This window comes from Nocardioides sp. (genome assembly GCF_964228225.1).
Taxonomy (GTDB): Bacteria; Actinomycetota; Actinomycetes; order Propionibacteriales; family Nocardioidaceae; genus Nocardioides.
Map to the genome: position 1 here is coordinate 1 of NZ_CAXQZB010000030.1, position 19,942 is coordinate 19,942.

Sequence of the window (19,942 nt, forward strand, 5' to 3'; positions counted from 1 at the left end):
CGGGGGACCGACGTTCGTCGAGGAGGCGCCCCGGCGCCGTCACGAGACGCGGCGAGCCGCCAGACGGCACCGGCCACAGGGGGGTCGGTCGGGTGCGGGCGCCTCGACGACCGGGGGACCGACGTTCGTCGAGGAGGCGCCCCGGCGCCGTCACGAGACGCGGCGAGCCGGCAGACGGCACTGGCCCGAGGTGGTCTGTCGAGTGCGGGCGCCTCGTGACGCTCGCTGGGGCTCGCTCCTCGAGGACCGTGCCGTGCCCCACGACGCCCGACGCGCACCCGAGCGTCGGCATCAGGCGCCCACGGGACTCTCCTCGCGAGCGCCTCTCGTGACGGTGAGCGACCAACAGCGGACGGCGCCGCCACGGACGGTCCGCGGTGGGTCGCCCTGCCGTCCCTCCGCACGACGGTGACCTCCGCCACGTTGGGTCGTTGAACCCGCGTGAAGCTCCCCTCCCGCCCCCGCCTCGGCGTCGTCTCCCTGATCCTCGGTCTCGTTCTCGCGGCGGTGGTGGCGCCGGGTGGGGGTGGACCGGCGCGGGCGGCGGGGGTGGACCTGACGTGCCAGATGGCGCTGGTGAAGTCGGATCCCGACACCCTCAACATCGCCTTCCCCGACGAGGGGGCGATCTACTTCGCGACGACGTATCCGGCGGTGCCGGGGCTGCGGCTGCGGGTGGAGGGGCGGTTCCCGTTCGCGCGGTACGCCAGCTTCAACGCCTACGACCCGACGCTGCGCCCGATCGCGGCGATCGCCGACGTCGAGATCCGCCCCGACGCGGGCAGCAGCAACCCCTTCCTGCCGAACGCGCGCCGGGCGGCGAAGGACCGCGACTACACGGTGTTCGTGGAGTTCACCGCGCCGCCGAAGCCGGCCGACCGGGCGCCGAACACGATGTACGTCGGGCGCGGGCAGAACGGCGAGCCGCTCCTGGGCGGGCTGTTCATGTACCGCATCTACCTGCCCGACACCGGCCTCGGCGACCGCGGCGGCGTGCCGATCCCGACGGTCACGCTCGAGCGTGCCGGCACGGGGGAGCCGCTCACCGACTCCGCCTGCGCCGAGATCGACCGTCCCGGACTGGCGCTGGTGAGCGGCTTCGAGTCGTCCTCCGACGGCGTCGCCGCCCTCGACGGCCTCCAGCCCTGGGGCAGCCCGCGGGCGCCGTTCCGCAAGTTCGTGAACCTGCCGACCGCGTTCACCGACTTCCTCGGGAGCAGCCAGGGACTCGAGGCGTTCGAGGCCCTCTCCGGGCCGCTGTCGACCGCCGCCGGCTCCGGGGGCTTCCTGTCCAACGTGCACAACTCCTACGTCTCGACCGCGATCAACCGCCGCTACGGCGCCGTGGCCGTGGTGCGCCTGAAGGTGCCGACCACACCGCGCACGCTCGCCGGTCAGCCGCGCATGCCTGGCCGGAGCCAGCTGCGCTACTGGTCGATGTGCACCAACGAGTTCGTCACCCAGCGCTTCATCGACTGCGCCTACGACGAGCAGGTGCGCCCCGATGGCGACGGGTTCGCCACGTTCGTGGTGAGCACGCCGGGACAGCGGCCCCCAGCCGCGCGCGCGGCCTGCGGCGTCACCTGGCTGGCCTGGGGCCCCAACGCCGAGGGCGTGCTGATCTATCGCCACATGCTGGCCGACCCGCGGTTCCGCCAGTCGATCCAGCGCGCCACCTACCGCCGGGAGGCGCGCACGATGGGCGCCTACCTGCCGCGCGTCACCTACTACGACGACGCCGCGGCGGCCCAGCGCGCCGGACTCGGCCGCTGCTGATGAGCGCAGGCCCGAGCCCGGCGGCGCTCGCGTGGCGCGAGACCGGCCGGACGGCCGACGTCGACGGGCACGCCGTGTTCGTCAGCCGTGGCGAGGGTCGCGGCACCCCGGTGCTCCTGCTGCACGGCTACCCCGGCTCCAGCGTCGACTTCGCCGGCGTGCTGCCGGCCCTCGGAGCACCCTGGGTGGCGCCCGACCTGCGCGGCTTCGGGTACTCCGCCAAGCCCGTCGGGGCGCGGCACTACTCGCTGTTCGCGCAGGCCGACCTCGTCGAGCAGGTGGTGGGCGACCTTCCCGAGGTCGCCGTGCTCGCGCACGACATGGGCACCACCGTGGCCGCCGAGCTGCTGGCCCGTCAGCACGAGGGCCGGCTCGGCTTCCGCATCGCCTCGGTGGTCCTCACCAACGGCTCGATCTTCATCGACCTCGCGCAGCTCACGCGTGGCCAGCGCGCGGGTCTGCGGCTGGGGCCGCGGGCGATGCCGCTGGGCCTGCCCGACGCCGTGGTGCGCCGCAGCCTGCGCGAGAGCATCGCGCCGGGCACCCGCATCGACCCCGCTCTCGACCCGGCGCCGCTGGCCGACCTGCTCGCCCTGATCCGGGAGGGCCGGGGCGACCGCGTGCTCGTGCAGCAGCTGCTGTACCTGCGCGAACGGCGGGTGCACCAGGCACGCTGGACCGCCGGGTTCGTCGACTTCGCCGGGCCGCTGGCCGCGCTCTGGGGCACCCGCGACCCCATCGCCGTGCCCGCCATGCCGCGTCGGCTGGCCGACCTGCGTCCGGGCACCGACGTCGTCGAGTGGGACGACGTCGGACACTGGCCGAGCCTGGAGGTGCCGGAGCGTCTGGCCGAGCAGGTGCGGGCGCGACTCGCGGTGTGACATCGGCGACGTCGGCCGCGGGGAGGCCCCTCGGAGTGTGGTCCCCGGGCATGGCACTGGTTACGGTGCTTCCCGTGCTCTCCCCGTCTCGGCTGATCGTCGCGCTCGTGACCGCCCTGGTGTGCGTCGCCACGCTGGCGACCGTTCCGGGCCTCGCCGTCGAGCCGACCAGCGGGCAGCCGGCCACCGACACCCCGAACTACTCCGACGACGACGCCCTGCAGCCGCCGTCGCCCGTGCGGGTGCTCCCCACCCGGTGCACCGGACGGGACAACGTCATCCCCGTGCGCGCGCGGCCGTGCCGGATCACCCGCTTCGGCAGCAAGGACCGGCCGCTCGTGGTGGTCTGGGGCGACTCCCACGCCTGGCAGCAGACACCAGCGATCATCGCCGAGGCCGAGCGCACCCGCACCAGCCTGGTCGTGTTCCAGATGGGCGCCTGCCCCCCGATGCTGATCGACCCCCGAACCCCCGGTGAGTGCGCCAAGATGGGCCGCCTCGTCTACGAGTTCGTGGCGACGCGTGCACTGCGCGGGCTCCCGACCACGGTGATCCTGGGCGGCGCCTGGGCGTTCTACCGCGGCGTGCGCGAGGGCTCCATCGCCACCACCGACTACCTCGCCCGGCAGGCGGCGCTCAGCGACGACGGCATCCCGGCAGCCCTGCGGGCGCTCGGCAAGCTGCGCCGCACTCGGCTCGTGGGCCTCGCGCAGATGCCGATGATCCCCGAGGGTGCCTGCGCCGAGAGCTACGCCTGCGACCTCCCCCGCGCGCAGGCCGTGCCGGACGAGGAGCGGTACAAGCGCTGGCTCGCCCGCCGCACCGACCTCACCGTCGACGCGACGGGCTTCGTGTGCAGCCTCGAGGTCTGCCTCGCGCAGGTGGACGGCGTCCCGACCTACCTCGACGCCCTGCACCTGAACCCCGAGATCGCCCCCGAGTTCACCCCGCTCTACCGCGAGGCCTTCGCCGGCTGAGCGGGGCCGGGGCCGCTGGTCGGCTCCCTGCGTCTCGTGACGGCGCCGGGGCGCCTCCTCGACGGACGTGGACCCTGGACGTTGCCGGTAAGGGCCGCTGGTCGGCTCGCTGCGTCTCGTGCCGGCGCTGGGGCGCCTCCTCGACGGACGTGGGCTGCGCTGGTCGTCGAGGAGCGAGCGCCACGAGACGTGCGCCTCCGACGGACCGCCGCCTCAGGCGACCGGCGCGGGGGCGAGGACGCGCTCGAGGAACGCGATCTGGTGGGCCACCGCGGCGTCGTGCCAGGGGCGGGTGCCGGCGCCGATGCGCCACACGTCGAAGTGGTCGCAGGGGTAGTGGCGCACCTGTGCCCTGGCGGCGAAGGCCGCCGTGGCGGCGGCGTGGGGCGGGGCCGAGCGGTCGGCGTCGGCGATCTGCACGAGCACCGGGCAGCGCACGTCGGCGGCGTCCTTGCCCACCTTCACCGCGCCGAGCTCGAGCCCGACGGCGGCGTCCACCTCGTTGCGCCAGGTGGGGCCGGCGAGGGCGGTGTAGTCCTCGTAGGCGCCCGGCAGCGTGAGGGCGCCGAGCTCGCCGGGCCGCGCCACGATCGGCATGCGCGACGGCGTGCGGCCCAGCCGCCCCGCCACCCGGGATCGCACGCCGAGCGCGGTGCTGCGGGCCAGGTGACGCGCCGTGTGGTGCTGCAGGGCGAGGCGGCCGGCGGCGGCGCCGTCCACGAGCGGGGTGAGGCTCACGACGGCGGCGACGTCGTCGCGGCCCGCAGCCACCGACAGCACGTGGCCGCCGGACAGCGAGACCCCCCACAGCACGACCCGCGTGACGCCGGGCAGCCCGCGGGCGTGCTCGAGGACCGCGCGGTAGTCGTCGCGCTGACGCTGCAGCGACACCTGCTGGCGGGGCGCGTCGGGTGCGTCGCCGGAGGCGCCCCAACCGCGGTAGTCGAAGGCCACGACGTCGCAGCCGGCGCGGGCGAGCGGCTCCGCGAAGTCGGCCAGGCCGGAGTCGACGGTGCCGCCGAAGCCGTGGGCCATCACGACGGCGGTGCCCGCGAGCGGCCGGTCGGCAGCGCCGGCCCAGTGCCGGGCGGCGATGGTCGTGCCGTGGGCGCGGAGGGTCAGGTCGGTGGACGTCATCGGGGTCCCTCGCTGGTGGGGGTGTGGACGGAGTCGGTGGGGGCGAGGCCGTAGATCGCGCGCAGCCAGATGCCGACCACGGTGTCGACCAGCTGGTCGCGGGTGAGGTCGCCGCCCAGGGCGAGCCGCTCCAGCATCCGGTCGTTGAGCTCGAGCAGCACCGAGGCGAGCGCCTCGGGGTCGGCGACGTCCACGCCGTCGGCGGCGATGACGGCGGCGAGGTGCGGCACGAAGGAGCGGCGGTCGGCGTCCCACATCTCCCGCACGGGGGCGCTGGTGGCGCGCGCCTCGAGCATCGCGCGGTAGAGGTGCTGGTGGCGGTCGAAGGCGGCGAAGAGCCCCCGCACCATGCCGGCCACGCGCTCCTGCGGCGTGCCGTCGCCGTGCAGCAGCTCGGCCGCGGCGATGGACTCGTCGTAGAGCTCCTCCATCAGCGCCGCGACCGCGGCCGCCTTGTTCTCGAAGTAGAAGTAGAACGCCGAGCGGGTGACGCCGGCGCGCCGGGAGATGTCGGCGATGTTGATGGAGTCCAGGTGCCCGCCCTCGAGCAGGTAGGCGTCCAGCGACTCCAGCAGCGCCAACCGGCGGCGGTCGCCCTTCGCGGCCGAGGCCGCGGCGGGGCTCACCGGCCGGTCCCGGCGCCGGTCCCGACGCCCGCCGCACGCCCGGCCAGGGCGGGGGCCGCGGTGGCGGCGCGGCGTCGTCCGGCGGGCAGCTCCTTGGTGCGGATCTGGTGCTCGTAGTGGAAGTAGTCCAGCTGGTGGGTGTGCCGGGGCCGGTCGAGCATGTGGCCCATGTACAGCTCGTCGTCGGCAGCGATCACCCGCCGCATCTCCGCCTCCGACGGCGGGGAGTACTGGCCCACGGCGTAGGCCGCGATCACCCGCGCCTGGCACTCCACGAACGGGAACAGGGTGGGGGTGGCCTGGGCGAAACCGGCGAAGAGCAGGTCGTCGTGCTCGGGGTGGAAGATCCGCTTGTAGAGGTCGATCCGGTTGTCGGGGGCGTGCAGGAAGTCGGGGTCGAAGAAGGGGAAGGTGAGGTTGTAGCCGGTGGCGTAGACGATGACGTCGAAGGTGCCCGAGGTGCCGTCCACGAAGTGCACGACGTCGCCGTCGAGACGCTCGACGTTGGGCTTGGGGGTCACGTCGCCGCTCTTGAGGCGCAGTGGCAGCTCACCGGACTGCGTGGGGTGGGCCTCGAAGAACTTGTGGTTGGGCGTGGGCAGGCCGTAGAGGGTGGGGTCGGAGGCGGTGAACCGCTGCCCCCACTGGGCCACCTTGCGCTGCCACGACAGCGGCAGCTGGGGGATGGTGCGGTAGTTCATGTCGGCGGCCTTGCCGTTGATGAGCTTCGGCACGATCCAGGCGCTGCTGCGGGTGGAGAGGGTGACCTCGTTGCGGAACACGCGCTGGGAGAGCTCGACGGTGATGTCGGCGGCGCTGTTGCCCAGGCCCACCACCAGGATCCGCTTGTCCATCAGGTCCAGCGGGGTCCAGGGGTCGATGTAGTGGTGGGAGTGGATGCTCTGGCCGGTGAACTCGCCGGGGAACTGCGCGGTGCGGGGGTCCCAGTGGTGGCCGTTGGCCACCACGAGCAGGTCGAAGCCGCGCACGGCCCCGGCCTGGTCGGTGATCTCCCAGCCGCCGCCGGGGAGGCGGCGGGCGCTGGCGACGCCGTTGCCGAACTCGATGTGCTCGCGCAGCCCGAAGGTGTCGGCGTAGTCGTCGAGGTAGGCCTTGATCAGGGTGTGGTGGGGGAAGTCGGGATAGGACTCCGGCATCGGGAAGTCCTTGAACGACAGCTGGTACTTCGAGGTGTCGATGTGCAGGCTCACGTAGGCGCTGCTGTGGCCGTTGGGGTTGCCGAACGCCCAGTTGCCGCCGACCCGGTCGGAGGACTCGAAGGTCGTGACGGGCACGCCGTAGTCCACCAGCATCTTGGTGGCGGTGAGCCCGCTGATGCCGGCGCCGATGACGGCGACGGTGGGCAGGCCGGGGGCACCAGATCCGCAGCCGGTGACGGGCTGGGCGGCGGGGGCGTCGGGCGTGGTCGCGGTCACACCACGGAACGCTACGACATTTTTGACACGCGTCAAGAGTGAGTGGCGAGCGATCGGGCCGACGGCCTTGTCTCAGGCTAGAACGGGTTCTACTTTGGCGCCATGACGCAGCGCGGCGCCGACGAGCACCACACGTCCGAGAGTCCCGGGTGGACCGGGTTCAACCTCGCCGGGGTGGTGGCCGCGGTGGCGGCGGCCGTGCCCGACCAGGAGGTGCTGGTCTGGCGCGACCGGCGGATCACCTACCGCGAGCTCGACGCGCGCGCCGACGCGATCGCGCAGTACCTGGCCGACGCCGGGCTGGGCTGCCACACCGAGCGCGCGGGCCTGGCCGGTCACGAGTCGGGCCAGGACCACCTCGGGCTCTACCTGCGCAACGGCAACGAGTACCTCGAGGCGATGATCGGCGCCACCCGCGCCCGGGTCGCGCCCTACAACGTCAACTACCGCTACGTCGCCGACGAGCTGGCCCACCTGCTCCACGACGCCGCCACCACCGCGCTGGTCTACCACGCCGAGTTCGCGCCGCAGGTGGCCGCGGTGCGCGAGCGGGTGCCGAGCCTGCGGGTGCTCATCCAGGTGCCCGACGGCTCGGGGTACCCCCTGCTTCCCGGCGCGATCGCCTACGACGACGTCGTCGCCACCCCCGTGCCCGCGCCGCTGCCCACGCCGCCGGGCGACGACCTGTACGTCGTCTACACCGGCGGCACCACCGGCCTGCCCAAGGGCGTGCTGTGGCGCCAGCACGACATCTACGTCTCCTCCATGGGCGGCACCCCGTTCGGCACCACCGAGCCGTTCACCTCGTATGAGGCCGTCGCCGCGCACGCCGCCTCCGGCGCGGGCCGGATGTCGATGATGCTGGTCCTGCCGTTCATGCACGGCGCCGCGCAGTGGTCGACGTTCCACATGATCACCGGCGGCGGCACGATCGTGCTGCCCGACGACGTCGTGTCCTTCGACCCCGCCGCCACCCTGCGCACGGTGATCGCGGAGAGGTGCGTGAGCCTGCCGGTGGTGGGTGACGCCGTCGCGCTGCCGCTGGTGGAGGAGATCGAGCGCGGCGACTACGACCTCTCGGGCCTGGCGGCGATCAACAACGGCGCCGCCCCATTGTCGCCCTCCACCCGCTCCCGGCTGCTCGCCGCGCTGCCGCACCTGATCCTCATGGACGCCGCCGGCTCCTCGGAGACCGGGCTTCAGCTGAGCGCGATGTCGCTGGCCGGCATGGAGACCGAGGCCGCCACCTTCACCCCTCAGCCCGACACCACGGTGCTCTCGGCCGAGCTCGACCGGGTGCTGACCCCCGGCGAGACCGGCGGCTGGCTGGCGCGCCGCGACCGCGTGCCGCTGGGCTACCTCGGCGACGCCGCCAAGACCGCCCGCACCTTCCCGGTGATCGACGGCGTGCGGTGGTCGGTGCCCGGCGACCGCGCCGACCTGCTCGAGGACGGCCGGATCCGGCTGCTGGGCCGCGACTCGGTGACGATCAACTCCGGCGGGGAGAAGATCTTCGCCGAGGAGGTCGAGCGGGCGCTGATGGCGCACCCGGCGGTGCGCGACTGCGTGGTGGCCGGCCGCCCCTCGCCGCGGTGGGGCTCGGAGGTCGTGGCGGTGGTGGCCCTGGCCGACGGCGGTGCCGGGGTGGACGACGACGCCCTGCTCGCGGTCGCCGCCGAGCACGTGGCGCGCTACAAGCTGCCCAAGGGCATCGTGCGGGTCGCGCACGTCCAGCGCTCGCCCTCGGGCAAGGCCGACTACCGGTGGGCCACGGCCGTCGTGCGAGGGGAGCACGCGGATGTCTGACGCGCCGGTGATCCGGGTGGCCGTTGTCATCGGCGGAGCCTCCGGGCTCGGGGCCGCCACGGTCGACCGCCTGCGGGCCGACGGGTGGACGGTCGAGGTGGCCGATCTTGTCGCCGACGCCCCCGGCGTGCACCGGGTCGACGTCGTCGACGAGGACGGGGTGGCCGCGCTGCTCGACGACGTCGTGGCCGCCCACGGGCGGCTGGACGCGGTGGTGAACTGCGCCGGCGTCAGCACCTTCGGACTGGTGGCCGAGCACGACGCGGCGGAGTTCCGCCGCGTGGTCGACGTCTGCCTCACGGGCGGGTTCCTCGTGATCAAGCACGCCGCGCAGCGGCTCGCCGAGGGCGGGTCGATCGTCAGCCTCACCTCCCTCAACGCCCGGCAGCCCGGCGCCGGCCTCGCGGCCTACTGCGCGGCCAAGGCCGGCCTGGTCTCGCTCACCGAGGTCGCGGCGCTGGAGCTGGGGCCGCGCGACCTGCGGGTGAACGCCGTCTCGCCGGGGCTGGTGATCACCCCGCTCACCGCGCCGGCCATGGACGTGCCCGGGGTGCGCGAGGACTACGTCGAGAACACCCCGCTCGGGCGCCCCGGCACCCCCGCCGACGTCGCCGCCGCCGTGGCGTTCCTGCTCTCACCCGACGCCGCCTGGATGACCGGGGAGGTGCTCGACCTCAACGGCGGTGCCCACCTGCGCCGCTACCCCGACATCCCCGCGCATCTGGAGCGGATGCTCGGCGGGTGAGCGGAGGGGTGGCCCGGGTGATGACGACGAGGTGGGACGACGTCCCGGTCGTGAAGGCGGACTCCGCCGGCGCGACCGAGTTCCCGGAGTCGGGCTGGGGCGCCCTGCTGTGCTGGATCGCCGGTCCCGAGGACGTCGTGCGGGTCGCTCGGGTCGCCGGTGAGGTCGGTGTCACGCGTGTCGAGATGGTGGACGGCGACTCGTCGGTCACGTGGGAGCGCCCCACCACGGTCGAGGAGCGTGACGCGATCGAGGACTCGGTCGACGAGTACCTGGTCCAGGCGGCGCTGCCGCCTCGACCGCGGGGCTACCGGTGGTTCGCGCGGCCGGGCGCCCCCGATGTCGCGACGTGGTCCCGGGCGTTGCAGAACGCGGTCGACTCCGGCGGGCGACCGTCGGACCCTCGGCAGGTACGCGAACTCGGTGAGCGGGTCGGGGTGGAGCTCCGGGAGGAGTGAGGGATGCTCGGGCGGAGGAAGACGGACCGGGGCAGGCCTCGATGGCCGCGCCGACGATCTGCGCGTCCCACAGGCCCGCCGTCGCCGACGCGGCAGGAGCTGGTGGCACGGGTCGCGGCGCGCGGGCCGGTGGTGGCGGAGCCGTCCGTGGTGGTCCTGATCCGCGACGGGCGTCGCTACCCGTGACGGCGCGGTGGGCCCCGGTCGTCGAGGAGCGAGCGCAGCGAGCGTCACGAGACGCCCGCACGGACCGCTGACCCGCGCCGGGGCGCCTGCCCGCCGCCCGTAGGCTGCGGCGGTGCAGTGCCACCACTTCGACGCCGGTCGGTGCCGGTCGTGCACCCACCTGCCGGTGCCGTACGCCGACCAGGTGGCGCGCGCCCAGGCGGCGGCGCAGGCCGTGCTGGCCGACGTCGTGCCGGCGCCGGTGTGGGAGCCGCCGACCACCAGCCGTGAGGCGGGGTTCCGCACCAAGGCGAAGATGGTCGTGGCCGGGCGGGCCGGGGAGCCGACGCTCGGCATCCTCGGCCCCGACGGAGCCGGGGTCGACCTGCGCGACTGCCCGCTGTACTCGTCGGCGATGCAGGCGGTGCTGGCCGGCGTCGCCGACCTCGTGGCGCGGCTGCGGCTGACCCCCTACGACGTGCCGGCGCGGGTCGGGGAGCTCAAGCACGTGCTCGTCACCGAATCGCCCGACGGGGAGTTCCTCGTGCGGTTCGTGCTGCGCTCCCGCGACGAGCTGCCGCGGCTGCGGGCGGCACTGCCCGAGCTGCAGCGGGAGCTGCCGCAGGTGCGCGTCGTGACTGCCAACCTCCAGCCGGTGCACCAGGCGATCCTCGAGGGGCCCGAGGAGGACGTGCTCACCCCGGTCGCGACCCTGCCGATGGACCTCGGGGCGGTGAGGCTGCACCTGGGTCCGCGCAGCTTCTTCCAGACCAACACCGACGTGGCCCGCGCGCTCTACGCCGCCGCCGTCGACTGGACCCGCGACCTCGCGCCCCGCACGGTGCTCGACCTGTACTGCGGGGTGGGCGGGTTCGCGCTCCACCTCGCCGGGGCCCTGCCCGAGGCACGGGTGCACGGGGTCGAGGTGAGCGTCGACGCCGTCCACGCCGCCCGTCGCTCCGCCGCCGAAGCCGGGCTGGTCGCCACCTTCGCCGCCGCCGACGCCACCGACCCCGCCGCGGTCGGTCCGGACGCCCTCGACGTCGACCTGCTCGTCGTCAACCCGCCGCGGCGCGGCATCGGCGACGACCTGGCCGCCGCGATCGCGGCCTCCCCGGCCCGGGCGGTGCTGTACTCCAGCTGCCACCCCGGCTCGCTCGCCCGCGACCTGGCGGTGCTCACCGGCGCCGGGTTCACCGCCCGGCGCGCCCGGCTGCTCGACATGTTCCCCCACACCGACCACGCCGAGGTGCTGGTGCTGCTCCAGCGCTGAGCGTCGGTCGGGGCTCAGGTGTCGTGGTCGGCTCTCGTGTCCGAAGCCGTGGGCAGGCTGTCGAGCAGCGTGAGAGCGCGGTGACGCGCCACCGGACTCAGGTCGGTCTGTTCGATGCGTTCGCGCACCGTGGCGAGGTCGATCAGCTGTGCGTCAGCGAGGGTGGTGACGAACCGGATGTCCTTCGCGCGGAACGCAGCGAGCTTGGCGGCAGCGAGGTCGTGGCGCTCGAGGAAGCAGGCGACGGCGCCCGGTCCGTCGGCGCCCGGGGGCACCACCTGCACGACGAGCCGATCCTCCCAGCCGGGGGCGAGCCGCGCGGTCGTCACGTGGATCCCCTCCGCGTAGTACCCGCGTTCGAGGTGGAACTCGGAGTCCTCGCCGATCATGCCGGTGACCTGATCCGCCTTGGCGCGGTCAGGGTCGTCGAGGAAGGCGAGGTCCGCTTCCATGGACACCGTGGCGGAGTCGGGGAGCACCTCGTGGTCGAAGGTTCCCAGGATCGCCTGGGACCCCATCACGATCGGACGATCTCCGGCGATCCGGCTGGCGGCACGCAGCACCTGCGCGAGCTGCTCCCGGTTCATCGGGCCGCTGCTGGCGGCACGTGCTGCTCCACCTGCCGTGACTGCCACCAGGTGCGGAAGGCCGTGAGCGCCTGCGCGCGATCCTCCGGGCTGAGGACACCGGCGAAGGGCGAGTTCTGCCGCAGGTCCTCGGCCTCCTCGCTCTGTCCGGTGAGCGTGGCGATCGCGACGTCGATCCCGTCGCCGATGATCTCCTCCCAGCGGTCGAGCGCCGCCACGACGGAGGGGTGGGGGCCGTGGACGGTCCGCCATCGGGCGATGTTGTCGCGTGCGACGGCGATCGCACGATCGGGATCACGAGCGATCTCGCCGGCCACCGCTCGGTTCAGCCACAACGACCGCTGACGCTCGCGCCCGTCGTCGCCGGACGGGGTGGCCCGGACCTCCACGTGGATCTCGGCCCCGAGTCCCTCGAGGATCCGCTGCAGGGTCGCGATGCTCGGCTGGGTCCGGCCCGTCTCGATCCGCGACAGCATCGATTGCGGAACTCCGCAGGCGCGCGCGGCGACCCGCTGGCTCAGGCCGAGGCGGACGCGACGCGCTCGCACCAGGTCGCCTGCCGCCGGGGGGACCACACTCATGGACCCATGATATGTGATCAGGCATCACTGGCGCCCGGGTCCCGGACCGCGCCGAGGTCGGTGCGGCTCAGGTGCCGCAGAAGGTGCGGAACCCGGCCGCGAACGCCTCGGGCGCCGGCTCGGTGTAGTACTCCAGGCCGGGGCGCTCGGTGAAGGGGTCGCGCACCGCCGCGAGCAGCCGTTCGTAGGGGCCGAGGTCGCCGGCGTCGGCGGCGTCCAGGGCCTCCTGGGTCTGCCGGTTGCGGGGCACGTAGAGCGGGTTCACCCGATCCATCGCCTCAGGATCGGGGCCGAGGGCCTGCCACTGGGCGAGCCAGGCGTCGAGCCGCTCACGGTCGAGCACCTGGTCGCGCACCCCCTCGGGGCGTCCGCGGGCGGCGTCGGAGAGGGCGCGGTGGAAGCCCGTGAGGTCCACCCGCTCGGCGCGCATCAGATCGAGCAGGCCGGTGACCAACGACGTCAGCTGCTCGCCGGGCACCCGGGTGGGGGCGTCCGCCAGGCCCAGCTTGCGCAGCAGGCCGTCCTGCCAGGCGGGCCCGTAGGTGTGGCGGAAGGTGCCGAGCGCCTGCGTGGCGGCCTCGATGGCGGCCGGTTGGTCGCGGTCGATCAGGGGCAGCAGCGCCTCGGCCAGGCGGGCGAGGTTCCACTCGGTGATCTCGGGCTGGCGGCCCCAGGCGTAGCGGCCGTCGTGGTCGATGGAGCTGTACACGGTGGCGGGGTCGAAGGCCTCGAGGAACGCACACGGCCCGAAGTCGATCGACTCACCCGAGAGCAGCACGTTGTCGGTGTTGAGCACGCCGTGGATGAAGCCGATCCCCATCCAGGCCGCCACGAGCCGCGCCTGCGCCTCGCAGACCCGCGTGAGCAGGGTGAGCGCGGGCGTGGGGGTGTCGACGTCGTCGGGGTAGTGGCGCAGCAGGGCCAGCGCGACCAGGTGGGCCAGGGGCTGCAGCGACTGCGCGTCCGGCTCGCCGCCGGCCAGGGCCCGGGCGTACTGCGCGCTGCCCACCCGCAGGTGGCTGCGGGCGGTGCGCACGAGCAGGGCGCCGGGCAGCGGGGTGTCGCGCTGCACCGTGCCGCCGGTGGCGAGCACCGCCAGCGCGCGGGTGGTGGGCACGCCCATGGCGTGGAGCGCGGTGGAGACGAGGTGCTCGCGCAGCATCGGTCCGACGGCGGCCAGGCCGTCGCCGCCGCGCGACAGCGGGGTGGCCCCCGAACCCTTGAGGTGCAGGTCGCGCAGCTCGCCGGCCGGGGTGGTGAGCTCGCCCAGCAGCAGCGCCCGGCCGTCGCCCAACCGCGGGGAGTACCCGCCGAACTGGTGGCCGGCGTAGACCTGCGCCACGGGCCGGGCCCCGGTGCCGGCCAGGCCCGCCTCCTGACCTGCGAGGAAGGCCAGGCCGGCGGGGGTGCGCAGGCGCTCGGGGTCCAGGCCGAGGTCGCGGGCGACGGCGTCGTCGAGCACCAGGACCGTGGGGTCACCCACCGGTGCGGCGCGCCACGGGACGGCGAGGTCCGGCACGGTGTCGGCGAACTGGTGGGTCAACCCCGCGATCGGGCCGGTGGGGGGCGCGGTGCTCATGCCACGAACTCGTCCCACCCGGCGGCGAGGTAGTCGATGAACGCCGCGCCCACCGACTCCGCCTCCAGCACCTCGCGCGGCACGGGCCGCGGCCGGACGACGAACGCGGGGTCGGCCAACGACCGCGCGGCGAAGTCGTGGTGCAGGATCGCGCCGGTGCCGACCAGCACGAAGTCGGCGCCCTGCTCCAGGCACCACGCGACGTCGGCGGCCGACTGCACCTCACCGGCCACTCCCAGGGCGGTGCCGTGGCGCGGCACCGCCGTGATGTGGTCGATCAGCCGGGTGCCGGCGAACGCGGGGTCGGCGGGCTCCTTGCGCACGTCCCACAGCGAGGCGTCGAGGTAGTCCAGCTTCCCACCGGCCATCAGGTCGCCGGCCAGCTCGAGGAACTCCGGCAGCGTGATGCCGTAGCGCTCGGCGGTGAGCCGGATGCCGACCTGCAGGTCGGGGCCGACGGCGGCGCGGATGCCGTCGACCACCTCGTGCACGATCCGGGCCCGGTCGGCGAACGCGCCGCCGTAGCCGTCGGTGCGGTGGTTCTTGCGGCCGTCGAGGAACTGGGCCAGCAGGTAGCCGTGGGCGCCGTGGATCTCGACGCCGTCGAATCCGGCCTGCTCGGCGCGCACCGCGGCCGCCACGAAGTCGTCGACGACCTGCCTGACCTCGGCCGTGGTGAGGGCCCGCGCCCCCTTGGCGGCGTCGTCCCAGGGGGCGACGCGCTCGCCGCCCTGGCTGGTCGCGGGGTCGGCGCGCAGCCCGGCGTGGTGCAGTTGGACGGCGCTGACGCTGCCGTGGGCGCGGATCTCGTCGGTGAGCCGTCGCAGCCGGCCGAGGTCGGCGTCGGCGTGGAGGCCGAGCTGGCCCTGCCAGGCCTTGCCGTCCTGGTTCACGAACGCCGCGCAGGTCATCGTGAGCGCGAAGCCGCCGGCCGCCCGGGCTGCCAGCCACCGGTGCTCGTCGTCGGAGAGCGAGCCGTCGGGGTGCGACTGGGTGTTGGTCAACGGCGCCAGGGCGATGCGGTTCGCCCAGGCGGGGCCGTGGGCGAGGGCGAGCGGGGCGTTGAGGGCGGGAGTCGCGACGGTCACCGTTCCAGTCTGCCCCGGCCCCGGGTGGACCCGGGACGGCCCCCGTGCCCGGTGTGCCCCGCCCTACGCTGCGGTCATGGTGCAGACGGCTCCCGCGGTCCAGATGTCCTACTTCGTGCGCGACGGCGACGCGTTGGCGCCCACCGAGCTGGCGCGGGGGTCGTGGGCCACCGACTCGCTGCACGGCGTCGCGCTGTGCGGGGCGCTGGGGCGCGCGGCGGAGCGCACCGTCGCGCGGCTGGGACGGCTGGCGCCCGACGACCTGCGCGCCGCCCGCATCACGGTCGACCTGTTCGCCGCCCCCGGCTACCGGCCCTGTGAGCTGGCCACCGAGGTCGTGCGCGAGGGCCGGCGGATCTGCCTGGTCGACGTGCGGCTCACCCAGGGCGGCAAGCGGGTGGCGCGGGCGTCGGTGCTGTTCCTCAAGGCCACGGCCAGCGCTCCGGGGGAGGTGTGGACCTCGACGTCGGGTCACACGCCGCCGCCGCTCGACGTGGCCCCGCCCACCGACCAGCCGCGGGTGCCGTTCGTGCGCTCGGGCGCCGACTGGTCCCAGGACTTCTCCCAGCACCAGGACGCCGCCCGCAAGATCACCTGGAACTCGGCGGTGCCGATCGTGGCGGGGGAGCCGCTGACCCCGTTCCAGGCGGTGGCCGCGATCGCCGACGGCACCAACCTCGCCGCCAGCTGGGGCGCCCAGGGCGTGCAGCACATCAACACCGACGTCACCCTCGTGCTGGCGCGGGAGCCGATCGGCACCGAGATCGGCCTGGCCGTCACCGAGCGGCTGGAGAGCGACGGCATCGCCGTGGCCTCCGCGGAGGTGTTCGACCGCCAGGGGGCGCTGGGCATCACCACGATCACCACGCTGGCCAACGTGCATCGCAGCATCGACATGGGCGCCCGCGACTACGCCGACGATCCGCGCTCCCGCTCCTGACCCGTTCCGACCCGTCCTGACCCGCGGTCTTGGGAACGGTACCCCGGTAGGGTACCTTCGAGATATGGACCACGGCCCGGGCTACGCCTCCCGCAAGGACGACTACCTCAAGCGCATGCGCCGCATCGAGGGGCAGGTGCGCGGGATCGAGCGGATGATCGAGGGCGACACCTACTGCATCGACATCCTCACCCAGGTCTCGGCGGTCACGAAGGCGCTGCAGGCCGTGGCGCTCGGGCTGGTCGAGGAGCACCTGGCCCACTGCGTGCTCGACGCCGCCCGCGCCGGCGGGCCCGAGGCCGAGGCGAAGCTCGCCGAGGCCTCCGCGGCCATCGCCCGGCTCGTGAAGTCCTGACCCCCGACCAGATCCAGGAGCACCCGATGACCCACACCCTCACCGGTTCCGTCGCCGGCATGACCTGCGGCCACTGCGTCGCCTCCGTCACCGAGGAGGTCGGCGAGCTGCCGGGCGTCACCGACGTGAGCGTCGACCTCGAGTCCGGCGCGATCACGGTGACGGCCCAGAGCCCCGTCGACGCCGACGCCGTCGCGGCCGCCGTCACCGAGGCCGGGTACGTCTTCACCGCCCGGAGTGCCGGATGAACGCCGGTGCGCGCCTGGCCGCCGTCGGGGCCGGCCTCGCGGCGGTGCTGGCCGGCGGGTTCGCGATCGGCTCCGCCGTGGGCGACGACGCCTCGGTGGCGCGCGACCCCGACCGGATGGTGCTGACGCCCGCCGACGGGTCCGACGCGAGTGCGGCCGGTCACGACCACGGCGCGATGGCGGGCATGGAGGGGATGGACATGTCCGGCGCCGCGGCGCTGCCCGGCGGCCTGGCCGTGAGCCGCGACGGCGTGACCCTGGACCTCGCCGCCGACTCCCTGGCGCCGGGCCGTCGGACGCTGTCCTTCCGGATCCTCGACGCCACCGGGGCGCCCGTCACCGCCTTCGACACGGTGCACGAGAAGGAGCTGCACCTGATCGTGGTGCGCCGCGACGGCACGGGGTTCCAGCACGTGCACCCCACCCGCGACGAGCAGGGGCGCTGGAGCGTGCCGGTGCGGCTCACCCCGGGGGCCTGGCGGGTGTTCGCCGACCTCACCCCCACCGGCGGCTCCCCGGTCGTGCTCGGCGCCGACCTCGCCGTGCCCGGCCCGACCACGGCGCCGGCCGCGGCGCCGGTGCGCCGGGTGGCCGTCGTCGACGGGTACCGGGTGGAGCTGGCCGGCGACCTCGCCGCCGACGCCGCGGACCCGCTGACCTTCACCGTCACCCGCGCTGGGGCGCCGGTCACCGACCTGCAGTCCTACCTCGGCGCGTTCGGGCACCTGGTGGTGCTGCGCGAGGGCGACCTGGCCTACCTCCACGCCCACCCCGGAGTCGAGGCCGCGCCGGGGGAGACCTCCGGCACCGACGAGGTGTCCTTCGAGGTGCAGGCGCCCTCGCCGGGCCGCTACCGGCTCTACCTCGACTTCCGGCACCGCGGCGTCGTGCGCACCGCCACGTTCGTGCTCGACGCCCCGCCCCTGAGCACCCTGCCCGCGGAGGCCCCGGAGGCCCCGGAGGCCCCGGAGGCCCCCGACACCACGACCGGCGAGGAAGGCCATGAGCACCAGCACTGACCTGCTCATCGAGGGCATGACCTGCGCGTCGTGCGCCCACCGCATCGAGCGCAAGCTGAACAAGGTCGACGGCGTGGTGGCGACGGTCAACTACGCCACCGAGAAGGCCCACGTCGAGCACCCCGACGCCCTCGCCCCGGCCGACCTGGTGGCCGTGGTCGAGGCCGCGGGCTACCACGCCCGGGTGCCGGCGCCGCCGGCCGCGGCAGGCGGGACCGCGCAGGCCGAGGCGCAGGCAGGCGAGCCGGACCCGACCCGCGCGCTGCGCGACCGCGTGCTGATCAGCGCGGCGCTCACGCTGCCGGTGATCCTGCTCGCGATGGTGCCGGCCTGGCAGTTCACGAACTGGCAGTGGGCCTCGCTCACCCTCGCCGCACCCGTCGCGGTGTGGGGTGCCTGGCCGCTGCACCGCGCGGCGCTCGTCAACGCCCGCCACGGCGCGGCCACGATGGACACCCTGGTCTCCCTCGGCGTGCTCGCGGCGTTCGGGTGGTCGCTGTACGCGCTGTTCTGGGGCACCGCCGGCATGCCCGGCATGACCCACGGCTTCGAGCTCACCCTCACCCGCCAGGACGGCGCCGGTCTGCTCTACCTCGAGGTGGCCGCGGGGGTGACGACGTTCGTGCTCGCCGGCCGCTGGGTGGAGGCGCGGGCCAAGCACCGCGCCGGGGCGGCGCTGCGGTCCCTGCTCGACCTGCGGGTGCCCGACGTCGCCGTGCTGCGCGGTCCCGCGCCGGGGACGGAGCAGCGGGTGCCGCTGGCCGAGCTCGGCGTCGGCGACCGGTTCGTCGTGCGTCCCGGCGAGCAGATCGCCACCGACGGCGTCGTCGACCAGGGCGGCTCGGCGGTGGACGCCTCGCTGGTCACCGGGGAGTCGCGGCCGGTGGAGGTCGGTCCGGGCGACGCCGTGGTGGGCGGCACGCTCAACGTCGGCGGACGGCTGGTCGTGCGCGCCACCGTGGTGGGCGCCGACACCCAGCTGGCGCGCATGGCGGCGATGGTGGAGCAGGCGCAGACCGGCAAGGCCGCCGCGCAGCGCCTCGCCGACCGGATCTCCGGGGTGTTCGTGCCGGTGGTGCTGGCCCTGGCGGCCGGCACGCTGGGCTTCTGGCTCGGCGCCGGCGACGGCGCCTCGGTGGCCGTCACCGCGGCCGTCGCCGTGCTCGTGATCGCCTGCCCGTGCGCCCTCGGGCTCGCCACGCCCACCGCACTGCTGGTCGGCAGCGGCCGCGGGGCGGAGGTCGGGGTGCTGCTCAAGGGCCCCGAGACCCTCGAGCGGGCCGGCCGCCTCGACGTCGTGCTGCTCGACAAGACCGGCACCGTCACCACCGGCGCGATGAGCCTGAGCGGCGTCACCGCCCTCGACCCGTTCACCGACGACGAGGTCCTGCGGCTCGCCGGGGCGGTGGAGGACGCCTCCGAGCATCCGATCGCCCGGGCCGTCGTGGCGGCCGCCCGCCGGCGCGGCGACCTGCCCGCGGCGAGCGAGGTGCACGCCACGGCCGGGGTCGGCGTGCGGGGACGGGTCGAGGGGCGTGCGGTCGTGGTCGGTCGCCCCGACGGCGCACTCCCCGCAGGCGTCAGTGTCGCGCTCGACCGCGCCGCCGGGGCGGGGCGCACCGCCGTGGTCGTGACCGTCGACGACGACGCCGTCGGGGTGCTGGAGATCGGCGACACCGTACGGCCCACCAGCGCCCGCGCGATCGCCGAGCTGCGCCGCCTCGGGCTGCGCCCGGTGCTGCTCACTGGCGACCACGAGGCCGTGGCGCGCTCGGTGGCCGCGGAGGTGGGCCTGGCGCCCGACGACGTCGTCGCCGGCGTGCGGCCCGAGGGCAAGCTCGACGTCGTCCGGGACCACCAGGCCCGCGGGCTGCGGGTGGCGATGGTGGGCGACGGGGTGAACGACGCCCCGGCGCTCGCGCAGGCCGACCTCGGGATCGCGATGGGCGCAGGAGGCACCGACGCCGCCCGGCACGCCGCCGACCTCACCTTGGTGCGCGCGGATCTGCTGGCCGCCGTCGACGCGGTGCGGCTCTCGCGCCGGATGGCCGGCACGGTGCGCGGCAACCTCGCCTGGGCGTTCGGCTACAACCTCGCCGCACTGCCCCTGGCCGCCGCCGGGCTGCTCTCGCCGATGATCGCGGGCGGCACGATGGCGTTCTCCTCGGTGTTCGTGGTGCTGAACAGCCTGCGGCTGCGCCGCTTCGCCGCGCTCGCCGACCACTAACCTGGCGCGACCCGGCTCACGCGTGTGGGCCCGGCCTG

The 19,942-nt window shown here is 74.8% G+C and carries 19 protein-coding genes; 12 read left to right on the plus strand and 7 right to left on the minus strand.

The genetic code is table 11. The features are described 5' to 3' along the window. Window positions 1–441: 441 nt before the first annotated feature. From ACERUJ_RS07150 to ACERUJ_RS07160, 3 genes are all read left to right on the plus strand, one after another. Window positions 442–1,776: a hypothetical protein gene (locus ACERUJ_RS07150; protein WP_370247800.1), complete on the plus strand. Its 1,335-nt coding sequence runs from the start codon at window positions 442–444 to the stop codon at window positions 1,774–1,776. Beyond that, window positions 1,776–2,657, plus strand: a complete 882-nt coding sequence (locus tag ACERUJ_RS07155) for an alpha/beta fold hydrolase (RefSeq protein ID WP_370247801.1) — start codon at window positions 1,776–1,778, stop codon at window positions 2,655–2,657. Before ACERUJ_RS07150 ends, ACERUJ_RS07155 begins: the two co-directional genes overlap by 1 nt. Window positions 2,658–2,731: 74 nt before the next feature. After that, window positions 2,732–3,634 carry an SGNH hydrolase domain-containing protein gene (locus ACERUJ_RS07160; protein ID WP_370247803.1) on the plus strand — a complete coding sequence of 301 codons (903 nt, stop codon included), beginning with the start codon at window positions 2,732–2,734 and terminating at the stop codon, window positions 3,632–3,634. A gap of 213 nt (window positions 3,635–3,847) precedes the next feature. Here ACERUJ_RS07160 and ACERUJ_RS07165 read toward each other — a convergent pair whose 3' ends face one another. From ACERUJ_RS07165 to ACERUJ_RS07175, 3 genes are read right to left on the minus strand one after another with little or no spacing between them, the layout of a single operon-like run. Beyond that, window positions 3,848–4,771: an alpha/beta hydrolase gene (locus ACERUJ_RS07165; RefSeq protein WP_370247804.1), complete on the minus strand. Its 924-nt coding sequence runs from the start codon at window positions 4,769–4,771 to the stop codon at window positions 3,848–3,850. Then, window positions 4,768–5,397, minus strand: coding sequence for a TetR/AcrR family transcriptional regulator (locus ACERUJ_RS07170; RefSeq protein ID WP_370247805.1), 630 nt, complete (start codon window positions 5,395–5,397; stop codon window positions 4,768–4,770). The genes ACERUJ_RS07165 and ACERUJ_RS07170 overlap by 4 nt, the downstream gene beginning before the upstream one ends. Beyond that, the gene (locus ACERUJ_RS07175; protein ID WP_370247806.1) at window positions 5,394–6,833 is read right to left on the minus strand and encodes a flavin-containing monooxygenase; all 1,440 of its coding nucleotides are present in this window, start codon (window positions 6,831–6,833) and stop codon (window positions 5,394–5,396) included. The genes ACERUJ_RS07170 and ACERUJ_RS07175 overlap by 4 nt, the downstream gene beginning before the upstream one ends. A gap of 102 nt (window positions 6,834–6,935) precedes the next feature. Between ACERUJ_RS07175 and ACERUJ_RS07180 the strand changes: the two genes are divergently transcribed. The 4 genes from ACERUJ_RS07180 (at window position 6,936) to ACERUJ_RS07195 (ending at window position 11,280) form a co-directional block, all read left to right on the plus strand. Further along, complete coding sequence (locus ACERUJ_RS07180; protein WP_370247807.1) at window positions 6,936–8,639, plus strand: acyl-CoA synthetase; 1,704 nt, start codon at window positions 6,936–6,938, stop codon at window positions 8,637–8,639. Continuing rightward, the gene (locus tag ACERUJ_RS07185) at window positions 8,632–9,384 is read left to right on the plus strand and encodes an SDR family NAD(P)-dependent oxidoreductase (protein WP_370247808.1); all 753 of its coding nucleotides are present in this window, start codon (window positions 8,632–8,634) and stop codon (window positions 9,382–9,384) included. Before ACERUJ_RS07180 ends, ACERUJ_RS07185 begins: the two co-directional genes overlap by 8 nt. Beyond that, window positions 9,381–9,842, plus strand: a complete 462-nt coding sequence (locus tag ACERUJ_RS07190; RefSeq protein WP_370247809.1) for a DUF5956 family protein — start codon at window positions 9,381–9,383, stop codon at window positions 9,840–9,842. The genes ACERUJ_RS07185 and ACERUJ_RS07190 overlap by 4 nt, the downstream gene beginning before the upstream one ends. A 298-nt stretch (window positions 9,843–10,140) precedes the next feature. Then, window positions 10,141–11,280 (plus strand): methyltransferase domain-containing protein, encoded by a 1,140-nt coding sequence (locus ACERUJ_RS07195; RefSeq protein ID WP_370247810.1) that lies wholly within the window; start codon window positions 10,141–10,143, stop codon window positions 11,278–11,280. Between the two features lie 14 nt (window positions 11,281–11,294). Here ACERUJ_RS07195 and ACERUJ_RS07200 read toward each other — a convergent pair whose 3' ends face one another. From ACERUJ_RS07200 to ACERUJ_RS07215, 4 genes are all read right to left on the minus strand, one after another. After that, on the minus strand, window positions 11,295–11,867 hold the full coding sequence (locus tag ACERUJ_RS07200; protein ID WP_370247811.1) for a hypothetical protein: 573 nt from the start codon (window positions 11,865–11,867) through the stop codon (window positions 11,295–11,297). Continuing rightward, window positions 11,864–12,448 carry a helix-turn-helix domain-containing protein gene (locus ACERUJ_RS07205; RefSeq protein WP_370247812.1) on the minus strand — a complete coding sequence of 195 codons (585 nt, stop codon included), beginning with the start codon at window positions 12,446–12,448 and terminating at the stop codon, window positions 11,864–11,866. Before ACERUJ_RS07205 ends, ACERUJ_RS07200 begins: the two co-directional genes overlap by 4 nt. Window positions 12,449–12,515: 67 nt before the next feature. After that, window positions 12,516–14,027, minus strand: a complete 1,512-nt coding sequence (locus ACERUJ_RS07210; protein ID WP_370247813.1) for a YdiU family protein — start codon at window positions 14,025–14,027, stop codon at window positions 12,516–12,518. After that, window positions 14,024–15,115, minus strand: a complete 1,092-nt coding sequence (locus ACERUJ_RS07215; protein ID WP_370247814.1) for an NADH:flavin oxidoreductase — start codon at window positions 15,113–15,115, stop codon at window positions 14,024–14,026. The genes ACERUJ_RS07210 and ACERUJ_RS07215 overlap by 4 nt, the downstream gene beginning before the upstream one ends. 76 nt (window positions 15,116–15,191) lie before the next feature. Between ACERUJ_RS07215 and ACERUJ_RS07220 the strand changes: the two genes are divergently transcribed. The 5 genes from ACERUJ_RS07220 to ACERUJ_RS07240 all read left to right on the plus strand — a co-directional run bounded on the left by ACERUJ_RS07220 (window position 15,192) and on the right by ACERUJ_RS07240 (window position 19,904). Beyond that, a complete protein-coding gene (locus ACERUJ_RS07220; RefSeq protein ID WP_370247815.1) occupies window positions 15,192–16,055 on the plus strand; it encodes a thioesterase family protein in 864 nt (287 codons plus the stop codon). A 64-nt stretch (window positions 16,056–16,119) separates the two neighbouring features. Beyond that, window positions 16,120–16,410, plus strand: a complete 291-nt coding sequence (locus ACERUJ_RS07225) for a metal-sensitive transcriptional regulator (RefSeq protein WP_370247816.1) — start codon at window positions 16,120–16,122, stop codon at window positions 16,408–16,410. A gap of 26 nt (window positions 16,411–16,436) precedes the next feature. Continuing rightward, window positions 16,437–16,658: a heavy-metal-associated domain-containing protein gene (locus ACERUJ_RS07230; protein ID WP_370247817.1), complete on the plus strand. Its 222-nt coding sequence runs from the start codon at window positions 16,437–16,439 to the stop codon at window positions 16,656–16,658. After that, entirely contained in the window at window positions 16,655–17,677 is a 1,023-nt protein-coding gene (locus ACERUJ_RS07235; protein ID WP_370247818.1) for a hypothetical protein, read from the plus strand. Before ACERUJ_RS07230 ends, ACERUJ_RS07235 begins: the two co-directional genes overlap by 4 nt. Beyond that, entirely contained in the window at window positions 17,661–19,904 is a 2,244-nt protein-coding gene (locus tag ACERUJ_RS07240) for a heavy metal translocating P-type ATPase (RefSeq protein ID WP_370247819.1), read from the plus strand. The genes ACERUJ_RS07235 and ACERUJ_RS07240 overlap by 17 nt, the downstream gene beginning before the upstream one ends. Window positions 19,905–19,942 lie beyond the last annotated feature (38 nt).